This window comes from Mesorhizobium silamurunense (assembly GCF_014843825.1).
GTDB lineage: Bacteria > Pseudomonadota > Alphaproteobacteria > Rhizobiales > Rhizobiaceae > Mesorhizobium > Mesorhizobium silamurunense.
In genome coordinates, this window is the sequence record NZ_JHQR01000262.1 from 1 (window position 1) to 21,310 (window position 21,310).

Annotated in this window: 16 protein-coding genes; 13 read left to right on the top strand and 3 right to left on the bottom strand. The window is 64.3% G+C overall.

Features of this window, described 5'->3' with window-relative positions:
- The 8 genes from tssL (DH10_RS27290) to DH10_RS27325 form a co-directional block, all read left to right on the top strand.
- The coding region (gene tssL / locus DH10_RS27290) for a type VI secretion system protein TssL, long form (protein ID WP_192385564.1) at positions 1-758 on the top strand (758 nt) is incomplete at its 5' end.
- Entirely contained in the window at positions 758-4,300 is a 3,543-nt protein-coding gene (tssM, locus tag DH10_RS27295; RefSeq protein ID WP_192254506.1) for a type VI secretion system membrane subunit TssM, read from the top strand. The genes tssL (DH10_RS27290) and tssM (DH10_RS27295), both read left to right, overlap by 1 nt.
- The gene (tagF, locus tag DH10_RS27300) at positions 4,282-4,824 is read left to right on the top strand and encodes a type VI secretion system-associated protein TagF (protein WP_192254504.1); all 543 of its coding nucleotides are present in this window, start codon (positions 4,282-4,284) and stop codon (positions 4,822-4,824) included. Before tssM (DH10_RS27295) ends, tagF begins: the two co-directional genes overlap by 19 nt.
- The gene (locus DH10_RS27305; RefSeq protein WP_192254502.1) at positions 4,824-5,690 is read left to right on the top strand and encodes a DUF4150 domain-containing protein; all 867 of its coding nucleotides are present in this window, start codon (positions 4,824-4,826) and stop codon (positions 5,688-5,690) included. Before tagF ends, DH10_RS27305 begins: the two co-directional genes overlap by 1 nt.
- A gap of 3 nt (positions 5,691-5,693) precedes the next feature.
- Positions 5,694-6,143 carry a hypothetical protein gene (locus tag DH10_RS27310; protein ID WP_192254500.1) on the top strand — a complete coding sequence of 150 codons (450 nt, stop codon included), beginning with the start codon at positions 5,694-5,696 and terminating at the stop codon, positions 6,141-6,143.
- 11 nt (positions 6,144-6,154) lie between these two features.
- Positions 6,155-6,640 (top strand): hypothetical protein, encoded by a 486-nt coding sequence (locus DH10_RS27315; RefSeq protein ID WP_192254498.1) that lies wholly within the window; start codon positions 6,155-6,157, stop codon positions 6,638-6,640.
- Between the two features lie 3 nt (positions 6,641-6,643).
- Entirely contained in the window at positions 6,644-7,732 is a 1,089-nt protein-coding gene (locus tag DH10_RS27320) for a DUF2169 family type VI secretion system accessory protein (protein ID WP_192254496.1), read from the top strand.
- Positions 7,720-8,766, top strand: coding sequence for a beta-ketoacyl synthase N-terminal-like domain-containing protein (locus DH10_RS27325; RefSeq protein WP_192254494.1), 1,047 nt, complete (start codon positions 7,720-7,722; stop codon positions 8,764-8,766). The genes DH10_RS27320 and DH10_RS27325 overlap by 13 nt, the downstream gene beginning before the upstream one ends.
- A gap of 34 nt (positions 8,767-8,800) precedes the next feature.
- On the opposite strand, the gene DH10_RS27330 is transcribed toward DH10_RS27325, so the two are convergent.
- From DH10_RS27330 to DH10_RS27340, 3 genes are read right to left on the bottom strand one after another with little or no spacing between them, the layout of a single operon-like run.
- Positions 8,801-9,967: a hypothetical protein gene (locus tag DH10_RS27330; RefSeq protein WP_192254492.1), complete on the bottom strand. Its 1,167-nt coding sequence runs from the start codon at positions 9,965-9,967 to the stop codon at positions 8,801-8,803.
- A gap of 9 nt (positions 9,968-9,976) precedes the next feature.
- On the bottom strand, positions 9,977-10,399 hold the full coding sequence (locus tag DH10_RS27335) for a DUF6484 domain-containing protein (RefSeq protein WP_210325248.1): 423 nt from the start codon (positions 10,397-10,399) through the stop codon (positions 9,977-9,979).
- 10 nt (positions 10,400-10,409) lie between these two features.
- Entirely contained in the window at positions 10,410-12,737 is a 2,328-nt protein-coding gene (locus DH10_RS27340) for a type VI secretion system Vgr family protein (protein ID WP_192254490.1), read from the bottom strand.
- Between the two features lie 307 nt (positions 12,738-13,044).
- On the opposite strand from DH10_RS27340, the gene tagH reads away from it, so the two are divergent.
- The 5 genes from tagH to DH10_RS27365 form a co-directional block, all read left to right on the top strand.
- Positions 13,045-14,121 (top strand): type VI secretion system-associated FHA domain protein TagH, encoded by a 1,077-nt coding sequence (gene tagH / locus DH10_RS27345; RefSeq protein ID WP_192254488.1) that lies wholly within the window; start codon positions 13,045-13,047, stop codon positions 14,119-14,121.
- Positions 14,122-14,427: 306 nt separating this feature from the next.
- Positions 14,428-15,918, top strand: coding sequence for a type VI secretion system protein TssL, long form (gene tssL, locus DH10_RS27350; RefSeq protein WP_192385565.1), 1,491 nt, complete (start codon positions 14,428-14,430; stop codon positions 15,916-15,918).
- A gap of 25 nt (positions 15,919-15,943) precedes the next feature.
- Positions 15,944-19,474 (top strand): type VI secretion system membrane subunit TssM, encoded by a 3,531-nt coding sequence (gene tssM, locus DH10_RS27355; protein ID WP_192254484.1) that lies wholly within the window; start codon positions 15,944-15,946, stop codon positions 19,472-19,474.
- A gap of 135 nt (positions 19,475-19,609) precedes the next feature.
- Positions 19,610-20,383 (top strand): PP2C family protein-serine/threonine phosphatase, encoded by a 774-nt coding sequence (locus DH10_RS27360; RefSeq protein WP_192254482.1) that lies wholly within the window; start codon positions 19,610-19,612, stop codon positions 20,381-20,383.
- Position 20,384: 1 nt separating this feature from the next.
- A partial coding sequence (locus tag DH10_RS27365; RefSeq protein WP_192385566.1) for a serine/threonine-protein kinase occupies positions 20,385-21,310 on the top strand: 926 nt, incomplete at its 3' end.

Genomic DNA, 21,310 nt, shown 5'->3' on the forward strand with positions numbered 1-21,310 from the left:
GCGTGGCGGCAGCCCGCTTCCTGCGCAATGCCGACGCCGAAGACGCGCCGCTGTCGCCGAACTGGAAAGGCGTGATCGCCTCCGACGAGCCGCAGCGCTTCATCGTGCCGATCTGGGTGATGGCGCTGGCGGCCGTGGTCATCGCAGCCGCCGCTTATGTCGGTCTGTCGATGGGTCTGAGCAGCCAGGCGGTCGAGCTCTCCGCGCTGGTCCGCACCCTGCCGCCACCCGCGCGTGGCGACGTCACGCGCGCCGCGCCCAAACCGGATGCTCCCGAACCCGAACCGCCACAGCCGGTCGATTTCGCGCTGCTGCCGGAATTCAAGGCAGAGGCGCCGGACAACCTCAAGGGCGCGCTGAGCGGCACCGAGAGCGTGTCGCTGGCCAAGCTCATCATCCAGTCGTCCAACCCCGAACTGTTCCAGTCGTCGCGCGCGACGCTTACCCCGGGCTACGAGCCGCTGGTCGAGTCGATCGCCAAGGTGATCCTCGCCAATCAGGAGCTGATCGGAAACATCACCGTCGTCGGCCATACCGACAATGTGCGTCTGCAAAAATCGAACCCGCTTTCGTCCAACCAGCGGCTGTCGGAGGCGCGCGCCGAGACCATAGCCAACCTTCTGGTGCAGGCCGGGGTGCCGCATGAGCGCATCCATTCCGAAGGCCGCGCCGAGACCGACCCGGCGGCCGACAACTCCACGCGCGAGGGCCGCGCGCTCAACCGCCGCGTCGAGGTCCTGGTCGAGAAGAGGCTCTGATGTTCATCCTGCGCTTCCTCTGGGCCGTTCTGACCTCGCGCTTCCTTTGGACGCTGATCGGCATCGCGCTAATTTCGCTGCTGATCTGGGTGTTCGGCCCGATCGTCCAGGTCGGACCCTATGCGCCGTTCGATTCCGACAATGTGCGCATCGCCATCATCGCCGGGCTGATCATCCTGTGGCTGATCTGGCTGATCATTGCGCAGCGCCGCGCGATCCGCGCCAACCGCATGTTCGTGGCCGAGATTGCCGCGCCGGTCCAGGAAAAGCAGCTTACGCCAGGCGAAGAAAGCGTCGCGGCCGTCGGCGCCAAGTTCGGCGAGGTGATGGCGGAGCTCAAGCGGCGCAAGCTCGGCGGCCGCAAGTTCCTGCGCGAGATGCCGTGGTATGTCATCGTCGGGCCGCCGGCCACCGGCAAGACGACGGCGCTGCGGCAATCCGGTCTCAACTTCCCGATCGACCTCACCGACGACCTGCAGGGCGTCGGCGGCACGCGCAACTGCGACTGGTTCTTCTCGGAGAACGCGGTGCTGATCGACACCGCCGGCCGCTACGTCCAACAGGAGAGCCAGCCGGATGTCGACGCGGTGGAATGGCTTGGCTTCCTCGATCTTCTGAAGAAGCATCGGGGTCGCCGGGCGCTGAACGGCGTCATCGTCGCGCTGTCGATCGATGCGCTTTCGGAAGGCGACGAGGCGATCAAGGCGCATGGCCGCAAGATCCGCCGCCGTCTGGCGGAGCTGAACGATCGTCTCGAAATCCGCCTCCCCGTCTATCTGATGCTGACCAAGGCCGACCTGATCAAGGGTTTTGAGGCTTTCTTCGGCGGCCTGTCGACGACGGCACGCGAGCAGGTGTGGGGCACGACTTTCGCGCTCGACGCCCGTGTCGACGCCAAGACCATAGAGAAGGAAATCGCAACCCTCGCGGCGGAGCTCGAACGCCGGCTGGTGCCGCGGCTGGAGGACGAGGACAAACTCGGCACGCGCGCGGAAATCTTCCGTTTCCCGGCCCAGCTCGCCAGCCTCTCCGAGCCGATCCAGGTGCTGATCGAGGCGATGTTCGGCGAGAGCCGCTATGAGGAGGCGGCCTGGCTACGCGGCCTCTATCTGACGTCGGCGACGCAGGAAGGCGCGCCCATCGACCGGCTGACGGCGGCGCTGTCCTCCTCCTTCGGGCTGCCGCCGCGCCGTGCGATGCTTACGCCGCGCGTCGAGAAGCGCAGTTTCTTCCTGCGGAATCTCTTGACCGAGGTCATCTTCAAGGAAGCGGGTCTCGGCACGTTCGATCCGCTGGCGCAGCGCCGCCGCGCCTGGATATGGCGCGGCGCGGCTGCAGCATGCGTGCTTGCCGCCGTGCTCGCCGGCGGACTGTTCACCTGGTCCTATCTCGACAACCGCAATGCGATCACCGAGCAGGCCGGCCAGTTCGAGGCGCTGCAGGCGCCGCTGACCGACGTTTCCGCCGCACCGGCATCGGTGGAGCAGCCGACGATGGATGGTGCGCTGGCCGCGATGGACGCGGTGGCGACGGCCCGCACCGCGCCGCCGGATGCTGTCCACAATTTGATCGGCCCGACGGCTTCTGCGGAACTCGTGCGGGCGCAGACCGATACCTACGACCACGCGCTGCGCAACGTGCTCGAGCCGCATATGGTGGCGCTGCTCGAAGCGACGATGTGGCGGCAGATCCGCGATCCGGATTTCATGCTCGGCGCGCTGAAGACCTATCGCATGATGACGGGCCTGTCGCAGATGGACACCGACTTCGTGCAGAACTGGTGGGTGAACAGCCTGCCGGAATTCGCGCCCGCCCCGCCCTTCCCGACCGCCGACGCCGAAGAGCATCAGCTCGCCGCGATCCGCCGCATGGCGGTCGACGACAGCTACATCGCCCCGGACAAGGAGCTGGTGGCCGAGGCGCTGAAGACGGTGTGCACGATCTCGCTGCCGGAGCGCGCCTATAAGCAGCTTCTGGCCGATCCCGAAGTGGCGGCAGTCAAGGAATGGGTGCCCGCCAATTTCGCCGGCCCGAACGGCGCCAAGGTGTTCGCGCGCCGCTCCGACAAAACGCTGCGCGTCGGCGTTCCCGGCGCCTATACCTATGCCGGCTTCCACGACGCCGTTCTCGATCGCGTCGAGGATGTGGCGGCGCAGGCGGCGCTCGATCGCGCGGTATTCGCCGGCGGCTGCTCGGAGAACTCCGAGACCTCGGTGTCGGCGCTATCCGAAGACATCCTGAAGCTCTATTACGACGACTACATTTCGCAGTGGGACAGCTTCCTGCGCGACATGCGGCTGGCACCGCTGAGCGACCTCAACGTCGCCAGCGAAAACCTCAAGGACCTTTCGAGCGCCGATTCCGCGCTGAAGCGGCTTCTCACCGCGGTGGTGCAGGAGACGGACCTGACCCGGTCCGACGAGGCGCCGGCCGACGACAAGAACGGCGGCGCCGCCAAGACCGGCTCGAAGCTGCTCTCCAAGCTCGGCAAGCTGGGCAAGGTGGTGAAAACGGGAGCGAAATTACTGCCCCGCGCGGGCTCGGCCGATCAGGTCGACATGACCGGCAGCCTGGTGGCCGAGCACTTCAAGCCGCTGAAAGGCACGATCGCGGAGGTCGACGGCCAGCCGCCGGCGCTGGACGCCGCCGTGGTGGCGCTGACGGCGCTGTCCAACGTGCTCCAGACGGTGACGGCCAACCCCGACCCGCAGGATGCCATCAAGAAGCAGGGCGGCCTCGCCGAGCTGACGGGCGCGGTGGCCCGGCAGGCGCAGATCCTGCCCTCGCCGATCAACGACTGGCTGGGCGGCATTGCCGGCGACACCAGCGGCCTTTCGCAGAAGGCCGTTACCAACGAGCTCAATGCCATCTGGCGCGCCGACATCCTGCCCTTCTGCCAGGCGGCGCTCAACAACCGCTATCCGTTCAGCCCCGACAGCGCGGTGGACGTCAATGTGCGCGACTTCCAGCGCCTGTTCGGGCCGGCCGGCCTGATCGACGCCTTCATCAACGACCATCTGATCAACTATGTCGACACCGCCAGCGAGCCCTGGAAATGGCGCGCTGACTTCGGCCTCGATCCCGCGGCGCTGCCGGCCTTCGAGCAGGCAAGGCACATCCGCGACGACCTTTTCCCGGGCGGCACCGGCCCGGTGATGAACTTCACGCTGGAGCCCAAGGACATGTCGCCCAACGTGGCGCGGGTGACGCTCAACCTCGATGGCCAGAACCTGGTCTATTACAACAACGCGACTCGGCCGCAGCCGATGACATGGCCCGGCAAAGACGGAACCGGCGTGATCTCGCTCGCTTTCCAGCCGGTCGACGGCTCGCCAGAGGTGATGCTCAACGAGACCGGCAGCTGGGCGTGGCTGAGGATGCTGCGCGGCGGAAAATTCGCCGGAACCAAGCTCACCGACGTCTACAGCCTGCGGCTCGGCACGAAAGGCATGTATGCCGATTTCGAGCTGAAGGCGGCCAGCGTCGAGAACCCCTACACGCTCGAAATGTTCAAGAAGTTCACATGTCCGACGCAGATCTGAACATCGGCTTTTTTGGCAAGATTCCGGCGACCGGAGATTTCGTTGCCTGGAACCTGCCACGGACCTTCATCGATCGCTGGGACCGGTGGATGTCGATGGAATTGCGCGCACGGCCGGACGAGGGCGAACTTGACCCGCGAGCGTGGCGCTTTGTTCTGCGGGCCGGGATTTTTGGTGACCAACCCTGCGCCGGTGTCTGGCGCATGAGCGAGGACCGCGTTGGCCGCCGCTATCCCTTCGCGATCATCGGGATTGGGGCCACACCGACGCCTGACCATCCATGGTTCGACGGCGTTGCGTCAATCGTTGATGAAGCGGTCGAATTGCAGAGGACGCAGTCCTGGATCGCCGAAAGCTTGGCCAACCTTGCCGCGCCCAGCGACAGCCATGGCGATCCGAACCGGATAGGCTTCTGGCTCGACGACTGGTCGGTGCATGAGTTCGCGTTCTCGGATATTCACGACCTAGCAGCCAACGCCCTGCCGAAAATGCGCGCCCCGCGCCCTGAGACGGAACATCTCTGATGGGCAGCACCGTCTTTGCAGAAGGCATGGGCTTCTTCCATAAGGGAAGCGGCGGCAAGGGCGTGGCGCCAGGAGATGTGTGCCTGAGCCCGCCTTCCCCGCCGGCAGGCCCGGTTCCGGTTCCATATGTCAACATGCTGTCTTCAAGCGATCTCACCAAAGGCAGCACGAGCGTCAAGATCGAAGGCAATCCGACCGCGCTCGAAAGCTCGTCGGAGGTTGCGACCAGTACCGGCAACGAGCCGGCCACCCAAGGCCTCGGCGCGGGGGTCGTAACGCACAAGATCAAGGGCAAGGGGGTGTTCAAGCTCTGGTCGTTCGTCGTCAAGGTGGAGGGCAAGGGTGTCTGCCGTCATGGCGACACCATGGAGCAGAATACCGCAAGTCCACTCCCGAACACCATCGATACCGCCGCCTTGGTCAACTTCCGCACCGCCCTTCTGGTGAAAGAGAAGAAGAAATGCACGACCGATTATTGCTACGACGATCATTACACCCCACCAACAGGCCCACAGAAGGCCAAAGTCCAGAACCGGCCATGCTGGGAGTGCAAACGAAACCTTGACAGGTTGATGAAACGCAAGACCGGCAAGAACAAAACCGCAATCAAACGACTGCAGGCCAAAATCAACCGGCAAATCTCGGGAAAGGAGCTGCCGATTATCGCCGATCACCAGCCCACCCAGAAGGCTGCGTGGTATGCTGGGGGATGCAACATAGCGACCCCTCCGCAAGGGTTCAAGGATGCGATGAAAGCGCTCTATGTCAGGCCGCATTGCGATGCCCATAGTAGAAGCCAGCCCGGCCGACAGTCGAAGGTAGACAGCAAGGCGGTCACGGACTTCATGAAGGCTCGGGGGATCTAGGTTATGAGCGCAGCAGGCTTCGCCGGTCTCGACGCTGACTATACGGCGATAATCGACGCGTGGACGGGCGAACTCCACGCCGTCATGCCCGCCATCGAGGAATGGTGGAACGCGCTTGTGCGGCGGCTGAATGCCAACGGCGAGAACGTGGCCAATCTACACTGGCCCGCCGGCCTCGTCGCCCATCCTCGAATTCTTGCCATCTATCGCAAGTACTATTTCAAGGTTCACGACCTGAACCTTGAACGGTACGCCCAGCAGACCGAGGGGGACGACGAGGACGATGAATCGAACTGGGGTGAGGATGGCAACGAAGAGGGCGCAAGCGGCCCGGTGCCGCCCAATTTGCTCCTGGTCGAAATGATGTCCGAGTATGACGCCGAACTGTTCAAGCACTTCAAGTACTTCGTCTATGTCCCGATCGGCGAGGATCCATCTCTCGAAATGTGCTGAGGCGAAAGAAGATGGCACTCCGGATTGCCCATAGTGTTGAACTCGGCCTGAGCCGGCTTCTCAATGCACCCCAGGACGTTGTCGGTCCCGATCATGGAATTCGCCTTTCGCGCCGCGAGGCGCCTGCTGCATATAAGCCCCTGTTCAAGGCCTACCTCGCCGACTTGGAGGAGACGTTCGATGTGGCCTCTGAAACCTGGGAAGCTAGCCTCGACGAACTGGTCGACGGCGGCCTGACCGTCAATCAGGCGATCACGGCCCAACTGGATGACGCAGCGGCCGGCCCCGCGAATCATCCGGCGGTGGTGTGGCTCGTGCGGGAATACTGGCTGCGATGCGTTGCGGTGGGAGAAACGCTGCCCGCGGCCGACCGCATCGCGCCTGAAGTGTTCCTACTGCAATGGGTCGCCGATGAAGGCCACAAGGAATATGTAGAACTACTGACGGCCATGCCCTATTGGCCGATCGGGCTTGATGAAAACGGCCGGTGGTGCTGAACGATGGCCTTCGATGTCTGGCTGGAAAACAGGACACCATTCGCCGCCGCGACCCATGTCCAATTGAATGCCGACGGCCAAGAAACTCTGGTTGTGATGCTATCGGCAAGTTTCGCGGCATGTGAGGAGGAGGAATTCCAGCCAGCGGCCGAACAGATGCCAGTGATCTTTGGCGATGAGCCTTTTGGCAATCCGTCCCTTTCATCGATCCGCTACGAAGCGGATATCGCGCCCGTCAAGCCTGGCGCCGAGGTGATCGTGAATGGCGCCGCGCACGCGCCGAATGGCAAGCCGGTACGCGAGATGCAGGTCGGCCTGCGTGTCGGCAGCGCTATCCGCAAGGTTTTGCAGGTGGTCGGGGACCGGATCTACGACTCCGGCGGCTACAGCGCGCCAGCGCCTTTCCGGACCATGCCGATCGTCTATGAGCGCGCCTATGGCGGCACTTTGGAGGACTTGCGCACGGACCAGCGCAACCCGGTCGGCGTGGGGTTCCATAACGCCCGGTCGGCAGATCCTGCGGTCAGAACCGAGGCGCCCAACGTCATGTATCCGGGCGAAGCGCAGGCCGGACCTGGGGAATCCCTGAGGCCGGCGGGATTCGGGACGATTGGTCGGGGCTGGCAACCGCGCCTGGCTTTCGCCGGAACCTATGACAAGGCTTGGCTCGAAACCCAATGGCCGCTCGCTCCCAAAGACTTCGACACGCGGCATTATATGTGCGGCCCAGCCGACCAGCAGCTGGCGGGCATCGGTGGCGGCGAGGATATCACGGTGATCGGTATGACGGCTTCGGGCAGATGGGATTTCCGCCTGCCGCACATTACGGCCCCGCTGCGGCTCATTTATGACGATCGTGTAGAGGAAAACGCGTTCAAGCCTGACACCGTGCTCATCGAGCCTGACCTGAAGCGCGTGACCCTCAAGGCTCGCCTGGCAGTGGTGATCCGGCGCAATGTGCCGGCGCTGCGGGAAATCGCCTTCGGCCACATTTCTCCCGTTTGGATCAATGCGCGCCGCAAGCGAAAACTCTATCTCAATCTTCTCGGCGGTGACGGGACCCTGCGCGATCGCCCGGCGTGGCAGCCGTGAAGCGGCCGCTCTACATCTCGGTCGGTGGCGCCGTCACGCCTGCTGGATTGAACGCGCGGCAGACCATCTCAGCCATTCGCGCCAACCTGTCTGCATTTCAGGAGGTGCCTCTTTCAGAGCCGTTTCCCACCACACAAATCGTCGCACGCATTCCAGCCAAGCCGGGCCTGCGACGCAATGACGGGGTATGGCTCGCCAGTATGGGCGCCCGCGCACTCAAGGAGGCGATGCTTGACGACAAGGCAACGCCAGACCAGACCGCTGTCCTGCTCGCGCTGCCGGAGAGTTTCCGCGACCATCCGGCGTATGAAGATGTCGATCGGGGGCGCCTTTTGAATGCCATTTTCGAGCGATGCGGCCTGCGCTTCAATGCCGGCTCGCGCGTATTTGACGGCGGTGCCGCAGCCAGCGCCGGACTGCTCGACTATGCCAGCGACATGCTGGAATCCGGGACCGCCGCGCAGGTGCTACTCGGCGGTGTGGACAGCCTCGTCAACGAGACCGATATTGCGCGCTTGATGCGAGCCAATCGTCTGAAATCCGAAAGCAATGCTCAAGGGACAGTCCCTGGTGAGGGCGCTGTCTTCGTGCGCCTGACGCGAGCGCCGGGGAGCGGGCCGGCTGCAATGATTTGCGGCGCGGGCCTGGCTCAAGAGATCGACAGCGTTCTTTCCGAACGCCAGAGTCAGGGCCGTGCGATGGTGGCTTCGCTGCTTGCTGCCTTCAGCGGATCCGGGCCAAAGGAACCCGATATCGAGTTCCTCGTCAGCAATGGAAACGGGGAACGGTACAGCGGGCTCGAACAACTAGTCGGTCGCTCGCGCTTCTACCGCACGCACCGCGAGATATTCCCGACAGCCTACCCCGCGATGACGGTCGGCGACATTGGAGCCGCTAGTGCGGCACTTGTTCTGATGCTGGCGGCCGACAGTTTCATAAGCGGTTACGCGCCGGGCCGCGTCGCGGCCTGCGAGCTCGCATCCGAGGGTGGCAACCGGTCGGCGATCGCGCTTACCAGTCTCCGCCAACGTTGAACAGAAGGGACAAGGCCCCCTTCGGCGAAAGCGATCACATCCAGGCCGGGAACTTGCGTGTCATGCGCCAGTCTGCCAGCGGCGCCTCGGGCGTGGCAATTGCCGCGCGCAACGCATCCAGCCTGAGCCTGCGCATCGAATGGAAAGGCGTGTGGTTGCGCCGCCCGCCCCGTCCCTCGTCCCACCATCTGGCAACGCGATCGGCGATAGGCAATGGGCTGTCGGTCAGAGATTCAAACGCCTTCCCCAAATCGGCCGGGTCGATCGTGAACAGGTCGGTGTCGTTGAAGTCCACATCGAACAGATCGCGCATCGCCAGCCCGGCGGCAAAGACAAGTTCCGGCTCTCGCATCTTCTGGATCAGCCAGGGCATTACCGACGGATCGCTAAACAGGCCGATCGACGCCGTTGCCGCCACGCGCAGCAGGGGCTGGCCGAGGCGCGTCTGCAGCCAGGCTTTCGCGGCCTTCAGCGGGGTCGTCAGCAGGCGTATCTCGATCGCCGCCTCCGCCTGGTCCGTCTCCGTCAGCACGATCTTGTCGATCACTGGGTGCGCGGACCGCGCCTCGCCAAGCAGGCAAGCGGCGAAGGCGGCCGCAAGACGTTCTTTCGCCGTCTCGCCATCAAGACCGGCCAGGACTGCCGGAAGCAGGTCGCGCCGCCCGAGCCCACCGGCGAGCCGAGTGGCGCGCCGGCGCACGTTCGCGTCGGAATAGCTGGCCAGATCATGCAGGCGCGGTCCCGGATCGACGCGATGATGCCAGAGCGCAGACAGCCCAAGGCAGCGCAGCCGCGCATCGCTTGTGTCCAGCCATTTCGCCACGAGCGGTCGCAGATTTTCGCGCGGCGTGCGCGCGATCGCGGCGGAAAGGCTCGACAGACCAGTCTCGCCCAGGCTCGCCGCAGCGTTGATCGCGACCTCTGTCAGGTCGGCGTCGCCCCAACGCAATGCCAATACGCCAAGCACGAAAAGTTCACCCGGCTCGGCGTAGTCCGCGAACCTGGCCTGAGCAGCTTCCCAGCCAGCTTTGCCGGCAGCCATGAGCCCTTCGAGATTAGCTTCGAGACGCTGATCGATACGGCCGATACCCGTCTCATCGAGGACGGGACCATCGATCTCCCGGCGACGGCGAAGCCAGAGGAAAGCCGCATCCTCGGCGTGCTGATCCACGATGGCAGCGATGGTTGCAACGCGATGCACGACAGCGCCTCAGTTGAGATGCACGGCCCCGCCGCGGATACGGTTGGTCCCACTCGCCTGGCTGGTCAGCTGGCTACCACGAATTGTCACACGGCCATCCTTCTCCAGAATGATTGATGCCAGGCCGCAACGCAGTTCTATACGCTCTTTGCCCGTGATGACGACACGATCGCCTTCGCGGACCACTTGCAGCTCCCTGTTCTTGTGAGCCGGATCGACGATGCGCCCAACGACCAGCGGTCGTGTCGGGTCACCCTCCTCGAACAGCAGGGCCAGTTCCGAGCCGATCGCGGAAACGTCCAGTTCCGTCAGGCTGCGCGCCGCAATAGCCGTCTCGCGCGGATTGCCGACGAAGACCACCAGCGGCGCTCCACCTTCGAAACCAATCAGCAAGCCGATGACGACGCCGTCGATGCGATCCAGCACTTCCATGATGACGCCCTCAATTGTTGTTGATGGTGCTTCCCTTCACGATCACCTCGCCGTCGGCCTTGACGGTGATCTTGCCGCTGCCCTTGAGTGTAATATCCTTCCCGTCAGCGACAATGGTGCCGTCCTTTTTCATCGTGATCGACGCTGAGCCGCATTTGAGCGTGATCGAGTCGCCAGCTTCGATCATCAGATTCTTGCCAACCTTGATTGAACTGTCTTGGGCAATGTCGATACCGCTGCTCTTCCCGACCTTGAGAGCATGCGCCCCGCCGACATCGGTTCCGTCATCCGCCCCGATCTTGGCTGTTCGTGCCTTGCCAACCTGTGTCGATTGCGCCCCGCCGATATCGACGCTCTGGTCGGCGCCGATCTGTATGCTTTGGCTGGCGCCTACCGACCAGCTGTCCGCTGCGCCGATATCATGACTTTGATTGGTGCCGACGCTGACAGATCGTGTGACGCCAATTGTATTTGTCTGCGAGGCGCCCACGGTCCTTGCTTCAGCCGCCCCAACCGTATCGACCCGGGCAGCACCCACCGTGACCGTCTGGACCAGGCCAACCGTCTGCGAGTGGTTGGCGTCGATGTTTTCGGTGGAATTGGCAACGACATGGATCGTCTCGTTGGCACCGACTGTCAGCGAGCGGTTCGCGCCCACCGTCTCGGTGTCGTTGCTGCCGATGTTGGTGGTCTGGTCGACGCCGACCTTCACCGTCTTGTTGTTGCCGACGTCCTCGTCGAGGTTGTGGCCGACGGAGTGCTTGGCGTCATGGTCGATGCGGTCGGACTGGTCGTGCTGCACCGTCTTGTTGCGGTCGTGCTTGATCAGCAGATGGTGGTCCTTCTGCGCCTGGAAGTTGACGAGCTCGGATCCGGCCTTGTCCTCGAACATCAGCTCGTTGTAACCGCCGCCGCCCTTGGAGGAATTCGACTTCCAGCCGGATTGCGTGGCGTTGCCCGGCAGTCCGTAGGGCGGCATCTCAGCGGCATTGTAAACGCGGCCGGTGATGATCGGCAGGTCGGGGTCGCCCTCGATGAAATCGACGATCACCTCCTGGCCGATGCGCGGAATCTGGATGAAGCCCCAGCCGCTGCCGGCCCAGGTCTGCGACACGCGCACGAAGCAGGAAGAGTTCTGGTCTTTCTTGCCGAGACGATCCCAATGGAACTGCACCTTCACGCGGGCATATTTGTCGGTGAAGATTTCTTCGCCGGACGGACCGACCACCGTCGCCGTCTGCGGTCCGCGCATGATCGGCCGCGGCGTGATGCGCGGCGGCCGGTAGGGCAATTTGGCAGGCGCGACGCCCAGCACGACCTTGAAATTTTCGGCATGGGCCTCGTTCTGGGTCCGGTAGCCGGGATCGAACAGCCGGTATTCGGCGCTGATCACCAGATAGTCCCGGTTCTGGTCGTCGCGCGGAAAGCTTTCCAGCTTGAACTTGCAGCCGGAAAAGAGGCCCCGCACCGTGCCCACGGCCGTGCTGCGCTGGTGCACCGCCTGAAGCTCCTCGCGGCGGATCCCGGCGATCGTGTCGCCGCGCCCGACATCGAGATGCGCTCCAGGCTGGCGGTAGTTTTCGCCCGCGGCCTCCTTGTGGCTGAACGGCTGGGCGGACTTCGCCATCAAGTCGGCGCCAGGCTTCTCGAAGTCATAGTCGGTGTGGGCGTAGGCGCCCGGCCGCACCGCGCTGCCCGGAATCCATTCGGTGATGTATTCGACGTCGCGCCGCGAGGCCTGCCCCTCGAAATTATAGAGCACCTTGTCGTAGCCCGGAGCGGTCTTCAGCTTGCTCATCGCATCGCAGAGGATGAGCGTGTGCTTGCCCTCGTCATGCTCGAAGAAATAGAAGATGCCCTCGTGCTCGAGCAGCCGCTGCACGAAGTCCAGATCGCTCTCGTCATACTGCACGCAATATTCGCGCTGGGGATAAGACCCCTGCAGCCGCTTCTCGAATTTCGCGATGCCGTATTTCGAGAAGATCTTCTCGACGATCTCGACCGCCGTCATGTTTTGGAAGATGCGGCAATCGGTGGTGTTGCCGAGGAACCAGAGCCACGGCCTGACCACCGCCTCATAAAAGGCCAGCCGGTCCTCGATGCGGGTGAGCTTGAATTCCGACACCAGGCCGCTGAACCAGCGTTTCGGATCGGATTCACCCTCGACCGAAACGACGCCGCCCAGCATCTTCAGCGGATCGACATCGTGGCTCTTCGAGACGAAACCGACCGTATAGGCGAAACAACGGCTGATCTCGTCACGCCCGACGAGATGGGTGAAGGTCAGCACATCGCCGCCAACGGGCGTCTGCACAACCGTGGCACGTTCGTTCGGCATGGGTCGTGCCCCTCCTGGACGCGGCCGCAAGTGTGATGGATCGAAGCCCCCGCTCTGTAAACTGCATCACGTTCGGGAAGTTTTCGAATTCACCGCACCGGACCGGTCCAGCCTAGCACATGTTTGGTCCCGGCCAAATAATAGCGATGGCTAAACCGCGCCGATGCGCCGGTGTGAAACGCTCCTCTCCCCCTGCTCTCGCAAGCTGCTAGAATGCTGGAGCAATTCGAGGAAAAGCGCGTACCGGTTCTTCGCCCGGAATTGCGTGAGACAAGTATCTGTTTACCAAGTTCGGCGACACTTGCGGATGTTCATCTCTCTCCAGATCAGCAATGTCGACAGGCTGCCCGCCGGCGGCGCGACGAGCTACGCCGCGCACGACCGCAGCTTCGAGATCGGCCGCGAGAATTGCGACTGGACGCTCGCCGATCCGCAAAAGTTCATCTCGGGACGGCACTGCGAGGTCCGCTACCAGGCGGGCGCTTTCTGGCTCTACGACGTCTCGCGCAACGGGACCTTCGTCAACGGCTCCAGCCAGCGCATGGCCGGTCCGCACCGGCTGGCGCAGGGCGACCGGGTGCTGATCGGCCGCTATGTCATCGCGGTGTCGATCGACGAAGAACGACCAGCGGCCGGCCATCCGCAAAGCCGGGCCGGGTCGACGCAACGCGAGCTGCCGCCGTCGACCGGCGGGCCGCTGGAGTTGGGCAACGAGCCGTTCAGTCGGGCGGAGCAGCGGCACGGACAGGGAGCGGCATCGACGTCTTCGGCGTTGCAGCCGCCGGTCCCGGCCGCGTCGGTTGGCCAAGACGCGGACGCCGATAGGCTGTTGCGGGACATCGCGAAGGCGGCCGGCATCGCGCCCGACCTGCTTCAGTCGCGCGATCCGCATGACGTGGCCGCCGAGATCGGCATTGTGCTCAGAACCACGGTCGAGCAATTGTCGCTGCTGCTCAAGGCGCGCGCTGCGGCCAAGGTGCTGGCCAAAAACGCGAACCGCACGATGATCGGCGCCGAAAACAACAACCCGCTGAAATTCGTTCCGGGCACCGACGACATATTGGAGATCATGTTCGCGAAACGCAGGGCCGGCTATCTCGACGCCGCGCACAGCGTCGAGGACGCCTTCCGGGATCTCAAGACGCACGAATTGGCCACGTACGCCGCCATGCAGACCGCGCTCTCCAAGCTGCTCGACGACCTGTCGCCAGAGGCCATCGCCAGGAAACTTCCGCCGGCCTCCTTCTCATCCAAGAAGAGCCAGGCGTGGGACGCCCTCGTCGCTACCTGGCGGACGATGGAGGAGAAGCACGAAAACGGCATGCTCGACGTCTTCCTGGCCTATTTCAGCGAAGCCTACGCCAAGGCCAGCAAGCAGAAATAGCCAACCAGGCCAGCCGAGCAAGGCGCTGTGTGACGGGTCTCACAGAAGAACCCGTCACGTTGATCATCCTGCTTTCCGATTTCAATCAGCTGCCGATTTTATTTATGTGCTTGGGCGGTTAGGATGACGCACGGAAGCTTGCCTGGCGGGCAAAGCGGCGTGGCTTGGGGCGTGTGCAGCAATGTCATGTTTCGGCAAGATGAGCCTTTCCACCCGGCCCGCCGCCAGATCTTGGCATGAAAAGCGCGAAGCCGGCCTCTTTGCTTGCCAAGGAAATGGTCGCTGCACCTCGACGGTGGACCGCCGATGAGCTCGAAGGACGATCCCTCGGTGCCGGCGGACAAGACCGTCATCCGGGCGCCGCGGCCGAGACAACGCTCGCCCACGGCTCCTGAGAGCGCCTCTCCAGGTGGCGTTGCGCCGGCAGCCCGGGAATCGACGGTGTTCGACGCCGGCATCGGCCGGCAGATGCCGACCGGCTGGTCGACCGGGACCGTGGTCGTTCAAGGCGTGGCTCCTGCCGCCGCTTCGACGCCCGCGTTGCAACAGGAAATCCTGCTCCACGCCACGGACGGCGTGAAATACGCGGCGGCAAATCCAATTCTCGCGGCCGCGGCGCCCCTGCTGATGCTGTTCGGTCAGTTGCGGCTGATGCCGGTCGAGCGACAGGCGGCGCCCCTGGCAGAGCATATCGCAGAAGCGATCGAGACGTTCGACCGGGAGATGGCGAAAGCCGGCATCGCCGAGGAGGACGGCAGAATCGCGAAATTCGCCCTTTGCGAGACCGCCGACGATCTGGTCGGCAACCTGCCCTGGCCGAAGGACGACGGCTGGAGCGGGCACAGCCTGGCGGCGCGGTTCTTCCACACCAAGCCCACCGGCGCCGGTTTCTACGAGGCGCTGAACAAGATCCTGGGCCGCCCGGAGGGTCATCACGACCTGCTCGAACTGATGCATGCCTGCCTGTCGCTCGGGTTCGAGGGCCAGTATCGCGGGCGGGCCGGGGAGCGAGACGCTCTCGAGCGCGTCCGCCGCGACGTCTACGACACCATCCGCTATTTCAGACCGCGCCCCGAGGACGACATCTCGCCCCATTGGCAAGGCATGGCGGCGACGCTGTCAAAGCCCCGCGCGCGGTTGCCGCTATGGGCGGTCGCGGCCGCCGCCGCGACGCTGGTGACGGCGGCCTTCTTCGGGCTACGGGTCCTGATCACCGACGAGGGCGACGCGACCGCCGGCGAATTGCTGGCGCTCAACCCGTCGACACCGGTCACCATCGAGCGCGCCAGCGTGGCCCCACTCGCCGAGCCCGCGGAAGCCGTCCCGCCGTCACCGGTCGTTCCCACCGCCACCCAGATAGACCGCATCCGCGCAGCTTTGGCCAAGGAGATCGCCGGCGGCGGGCTGACGGTCGGCACCAAGGGCAACTTCATCGTGGTGGAGGTCAACAATCAGCTCTTGTTCGCGCCCGGGCAGGCGGAGCTGAAACCGGAATTCCAGCCGGTAGCGGCAGACATCGCCACGGCTCTGAATACTGAGCCCGGGCCGATCCGGATCGTTGGCCACACCGACAATGTGAAGCCGAAGAAGTCGAGCCAGTTCAAATCCAACTTCGATCTTTCCGTCGCGCGCGCCAAAGCCGTCCAGGCAATGATGGCCAAGCAATTGAAAGACCCGTCACGGACAACGGTCGACGGCAAGGGCGAGGACGAACCGATCGCCGACAATGCGACGGCGGACGGCCGCGCGAAGAACCGCCGCGTCGACGTAATGATCCCGAAGGAGGAGACGTTGTGAGCGGGCGCGGCAGGGAGCGGCACTGATGCGCTGGGTGCTCAGGATATTCAGCCTGCTGGCGCTCGCCGGTTTCTCGGCAGCGGTCTGGTATGCCGGGCCGCTGATCCGCTTCGCCGATACAAGGCCCCTCGGGCCTGCCTGGCTCAGGGCGACGATCATCGGCGTCACCGTCGCGCTGCTCGCGCTGTTCTACGGCATCCACTTCTGGCAAGCGCGCAAGGCGCAGAAGATGCTCGAGAAGGCGATCGCGCGCAGCGACGACCGCAACGACGATTCACAGGTGCTCGAAGCGCGAATGGGCGAGGCCATCGCGACTCTGAAGCAGTCGAGCGGCAGGCGCAACTTCCTCTATGAGATCCCCTGGTACATCATCATCGGCCCACCAGGAGCCGGCAAGACGACGGCGCTGGTCAATTCAGGGCTGAAGTTTCCGCTTGCGGGGTCCGGCAACGCTCAGCCGGTGGCAGGCGTCGGCGGCACGCGGTTCTGCGACTGGTGGTTCACCGACGATGCGGTGCTGATCGATACGGCCGGCCGCTACACGACGCAGGATTCAGATGCCCAGCGCGACAAGACGAGTTGGCTCGCCTTCCTCGGACTGCTCAAGAAATACCGCTCCAGGCAGCCGATCAACGGCGTGATCCTCGCCATCAGCCTCGTCGATCTCATCGGCTTCGACGATCGGCAGCTCGACGCGCATGTCGCCGAAATAAGAAGCCGGCTGCGGGAACTGCACGAGACGCTGAAGATCCAGTTCCCTGTCTACCTGCTCTTTACCAAGGCCGACCTCGTCGCCGGCTTCATGGACTATTTCGGCGATTTCGACGAAGCCCGACGGCGTAAGGTGTGGGGGGCGACGTTCCAGACCACCGACCGCAACAGGAATATGGTCGGCGAGGCCCCGGCCGAGTTCGACGCGCTGGCCAGGCAACTGGCGGACGAGATCGCCGACCGCCTGCAGGACGAGACCGACCCGGTGGCGCGCATCGCGATCTTCGGCTTTCCGGCGCAGTTCGGCGCGCTGCGGACCCGCGTCGTGCGGTTCGTCAGCAGCCTGTTCGATGCCTCGCGAGCGCAAGTGAACGTCAGCCTGCGCGGGCTCTATTTTTCCTCGGGCACACAGGAAGGAACACCGATCGACCAGGTGCTGGGCGCAATCGGCCGCAGTTTCGGCGGCGCTTCCCAGGCGCATCTTTCCGGCACCGGCAAGAGCTTCTTCCTGCACGATCTTCTGGCGAGGGTGATCTTCCCCGAGGCAGGCTGGGTCTCGTTCGACAGAGCCGCAGAGCGGCGCGACAGGCTCGCCAGGTTCGGCGGCCTCGCCGCGATCGCGCTGGCGGCTCTAGCGGCGCTCGGCGTGCTGGGCCTCAGCTTCTTCGCCAACAAGTCGCTGATCGCCTCGACGAGGCAGGCGATGGCGCAGTATCGCGATAGCGCGGATTCGCTGCTAAAGAGCACGACGGTGACCGATGTCGACCTCGAGAACGTCATCGGCTCGCTCGACCAGCTGCGCAACCTGCCCGCGGGATATGAAACCGCCGCCCAAACGAAGCCGATCGAGGAAAGTTTCGGGCTCAGCCAACGGGAGAGACTTCTGTCGGCCTCCAAAACGGCCTACCGACAGGCGCTGGAGCGAAACTTCCGCTCCCGTCTCCTGGTTCAGGCGGAGCGGACGATCCAGGCCAAGATGGCCGATCCGATCGCGCTCTACGAACCGTTGAAGATCTATCTGATGTTGGGCGGCAAGGCGCCGAAGGTCGACGACGAGCTGATCGTTTCCTGGATGAAGCAGGACTGGGAAGAAAACCGCTATCCAGGCGAGAACAACCGCGAAGGCCGCGCGCAGCTCGAAAAGCATCTGCGCGCCATGCTCACGCTCGACGATGCCTATGACCCGGTGTTCGAGCTCAACCAGCCGCTGGTCGAGGCGGCGCAGCGCTCGCTCGGACGCATGAGCCTTGCCGACCGCGCATCGGCGCTGATCAGGTCGGCGGTCTACGCTGCAAGGCTGCAGGACTTTTCCGTTGCCGCGAAAGCCGGTCCGGAAGCGCAGCTCCTGTTCGAACGCATGGACGGCAGTGAGCTCGCCGACCTTCGCGTTCCCGGCCTCTACACCAAAGCGGGTTTCAACGGCTTCTACCTGCCGCAGCTCTCACGCATCGCGCAGATGCTGGTCGACGACCAATGGGTCCTCGGTGGCGGCGGCGAGCAGGGCAGCATCGACCAGGACCTTCCCAGGCTCGGCCCCGAGCTCATCGACCGCTACGGCAAGGAATTCGCTTCCGCCTGGAACGGCGCGCTCGATCAGTTGAAATTCAAGGCGATGCTGAAGGACAAGCCGCAATACATCGCGCTCTCCGCCGCCGCCTCGCAGGACTCGCCGCTGGACCGGCTGTTCACGGCGATCGCCGATGAAACCGCGTTGACGAAGGAAAGCACCGCCTCCGCAGGCGAGACCGGCGGGACGCAGCAGGATCCTGCGAGCATGGCCAAGGGCCTGGCCCGCATCGGCCTGCAGGTCGCCGGCGGCAAGTCGCAAAGCCGCGCCGGGGCAAGCTCGTCCGCCGCGCAGAACGCCGGCGCCACGGTGGAAGCACAGTTCAGGCCGTTCCAGGCGCTGGTGAGCGGCTCCAGCGGCCGTCGGCCGCTCGATGCGCTGACGCAGAACTTCCACGACATCTACCAGAGCGTGAAGCTGGCAGCGGACGTCCCCGCGCAGACGGACCGCGTCAACGCGAACCTGAAGCTGCAGATTTCGACGATGCGCGCCAATGCCTCGCGCCTGCCGAAGCAGCTGGCGCGAATGGTCGACGCGGCAGCGGACGAGTTCGAGGGCAATGTCGCCGCAACCTCGATGGCCAACCTCAACCAGACGCTCGACGAGACGGTCACGCGCCCCTGCGAGGAAGCCGTCAACGGCCACTATCCCTTCGCCAGCGATAGCACCGAGGACATCTCTTTTGCCGATTTCGCCAGGCTGTTCGCGCCCGGCGGTCTGATGGACCGATTCTTCGCGCAGAACCTTGCGCCGCTGATCGACATGACGGGGCAGGACTGGACCTGGAAGCCGGATGCCCGCTCCGGCCGCGACCTCGCCAAGTCGACCTTGAAGGCGTTCCAGTCGGCGGCGGAAATCCGCAGCGCCTTCTTCCCGTCCGGCGGTTCGGCGCCATCGGTCGCGATCACCTTCACGCCCACCTCGCTGAACAGCGAGGCCGACAGCGCGGTGCTCAACGTCGACGGGCAGACGGTGCAGAGCGCACAGGCCGGCAACACGCCGAGCACGGTAACATGGCCGAGCGGCGCCGCTTCCGGATCCGCCAGCCTCAGCCTGACGCCGGAAATGCCGGGCCGCGAATCCGTCCTCAAATTCGAAGGGCCGTGGGCCTTGAAGCGCCTGCTGGACAAGGCGAGCGTCACCAGCAATGGCGGTGACGCCGAAGCGCGTTTCGTGATCGGCGGACGCGACGTCGCCTACAAGATGGAGACCGGCTCGGCCGCCAATCCCTTGCTCCTCCCGGCGCTGTCCGGGTTCAGCTGTCCGAAGGCGTTTTGACATGGCAGCGCTCCAGAGCATCGCCGGCGCCAGCCTTCATTTCGGTACTCTAATGTATGCGCTTGTGGCAAAGTGGCCTGGGCACGCGGCCCATGGTTCGTCACAGAGGACGCTCGCGAAGCGCTTGGTGGCAAATTGAGCACTGTCGCCCTTCCCATCGAGAGCTTCGGCGTGAGCCACAAGGGTTGTGTGCGCGACCACAACGAGGACAACTATCTCGTCGAGCCACGGACCGGCCTTTGGGTCGTGGCCGACGGAATGGGCGGCCATGAGGCCGGAGAAGTGGCTTCGGCCAGCATCGTCGATCATCTGGCGACGATCGGCATCGCCAGCTCGGCGCCGGACCTTCGCGCGCGTTTCGAGGACCGGCTGAGCCGCGCCAATGCCGAGATCCGCAACATATCGCGATCGCGCGGCATCACCATCGGCTCCACCTTCGCAGCCCTGCTGGCGATGGACGGGCGGTTCGCAGGGCTGTGGGCCGGCGACAGCCGCATCTATCTGGTACGGGGCGGCGCGATCTCGCAGATTTCCAGGGACCATACCGAAGTCCAGGAGCTGCTCGACCGCGGCATGATCAGCGCGGATGAAGCGCTCACCTGGCCGCGCCGCAATGTGATCACCCATGCCGTCGGGGTCAGCGACGAGCTGGAGATCGATTTCCAGCAAGGCGAGCTTATGCCCGGCGATGTTTTCGTCTTGAGCACCGACGGGCTGACGGCGCATGTCAGCGACGCCGAGATCGAAGCTGCGGTCAAATCAGGGCCGCCGCAGGTGGCATGCGAGAAGCTGCTGGAGACGGTGCTGGCGCGCGGCGGAACGGACAATGTCACCATCGTGATGGTGAGCGTCGGCGACGGGCGCAACGGACCGCTCCAATCGGCTCAGTCCGGAACGAGGGCTGTGTGAGATGGGCGACGACGACAAGACGCGGATTTCGCCGAACCTCGCATACACCGGCGTCGGCACGCAGCTCAGCGGCATTTACGAACTCGACGAGCGGATCGCATCCGGCGGCATGGGCGAGGTCTATCGCGGCCACAATATCCAGACCGGCGATCATGTGGCGATCAAGATCGTGCTGCCCGAATTCGCCCGCGACCAGACGATCCTGTCACTGTTCCGCAAGGAGGCGTCGATCCTCAACCATTTGTCGCATGACGCGGTGGTGCGATACCACGTCTTCACCATCGATCCGGGCATCGGCCGTCCTTACCTGGCGATGGAGTTCGTGGACGGCCAGTCGCTGTTCGACGTCATGCGGCGCGGCCCCATGTCGCCGCCGGACGTGCGCAGGCTTTGCCATCGCCTCACCTCCGGCTTGAGTGCCGTGCATCAGGCCGGGGCGGTCCACCGTGACCTCTCGCCCGACAACATCATCCTGCCAGGCGGCCGGGTCGAGCGCGCCAAGATCATCGACTTCGGCATCGCGCGCTCGGCTACCGTCGGCGGCGAGACGCTGATCGGCGGAAAGTTCGCCGGCAAATACAACTACGTCTCTCCCGAACAGCTCGGCCTCTATGGCGGCGAGGTCAGCGAGCAATCCGATATCTACAGTCTCGGACTGGTGCTGGCCGCGGCCCTGCGCGGGAAGCCGCTCGACATGAGCGGCTCGCAATATGAGGTTATCGAGAAGCGTCGGACCGTGCCGGACCTGTCGGACATCGACCCCGATTTCCGCTCTCTCATCGAAGCGATGCTGCAGCCGGATCCTCAAGACCGGCCGGCAAGCATGGCCGAGATCGCCAGGGCAACGCGCGACGACGATCTCGACGCGACCTTGCCGCCGCCCGGATCGTTTGCTCCGCGCGAGCGCTCGGGCCTGCCGCGCGCCGG

What these genes read in the sequence shown, in the direction of transcription:
- DH10_RS27315 (WP_192254498.1), top strand. Translation starts at nt 6,155, where the DNA reads ATGGCACTCCGGATTGCCCATAGTGTTGAACTCGGCCTGAGCCGGCTT.
- tssL (WP_192385565.1), top strand. Translation starts at nt 14,428, where the DNA reads ATGAGCTCGAAGGACGATCCCTCGGTGCCGGCGGACAAGACCGTCATC.
- tssM (WP_192254484.1), top strand. Translation starts at nt 15,944, where the DNA reads ATGCGCTGGGTGCTCAGGATATTCAGCCTGCTGGCGCTCGCCGGTTTC.
- tagF (WP_192254504.1), top strand. Translation starts at nt 4,282, where the DNA reads ATGTCCGACGCAGATCTGAACATCGGCTTTTTTGGCAAGATTCCGGCG.
- DH10_RS27310 (WP_192254500.1), top strand. Translation starts at nt 5,694, where the DNA reads ATGAGCGCAGCAGGCTTCGCCGGTCTCGACGCTGACTATACGGCGATA.
- DH10_RS27340 (WP_192254490.1), bottom strand. Translation starts at nt 12,737, where the DNA reads ATGCCGAACGAACGTGCCACGGTTGTGCAGACGCCCGTTGGCGGCGAT.
- tagH (WP_192254488.1), top strand. Translation starts at nt 13,045, where the DNA reads ATGTTCATCTCTCTCCAGATCAGCAATGTCGACAGGCTGCCCGCCGGC.
- DH10_RS27335 (WP_210325248.1), bottom strand. Translation starts at nt 10,399, where the DNA reads ATGGAAGTGCTGGATCGCATCGACGGCGTCGTCATCGGCTTGCTGATT.
- DH10_RS27305 (WP_192254502.1), top strand. Translation starts at nt 4,824, where the DNA reads ATGGGCAGCACCGTCTTTGCAGAAGGCATGGGCTTCTTCCATAAGGGA.
- tssM (WP_192254506.1), top strand. Translation starts at nt 758, where the DNA reads ATGTTCATCCTGCGCTTCCTCTGGGCCGTTCTGACCTCGCGCTTCCTT.
- DH10_RS27320 (WP_192254496.1), top strand. Translation starts at nt 6,644, where the DNA reads ATGGCCTTCGATGTCTGGCTGGAAAACAGGACACCATTCGCCGCCGCG.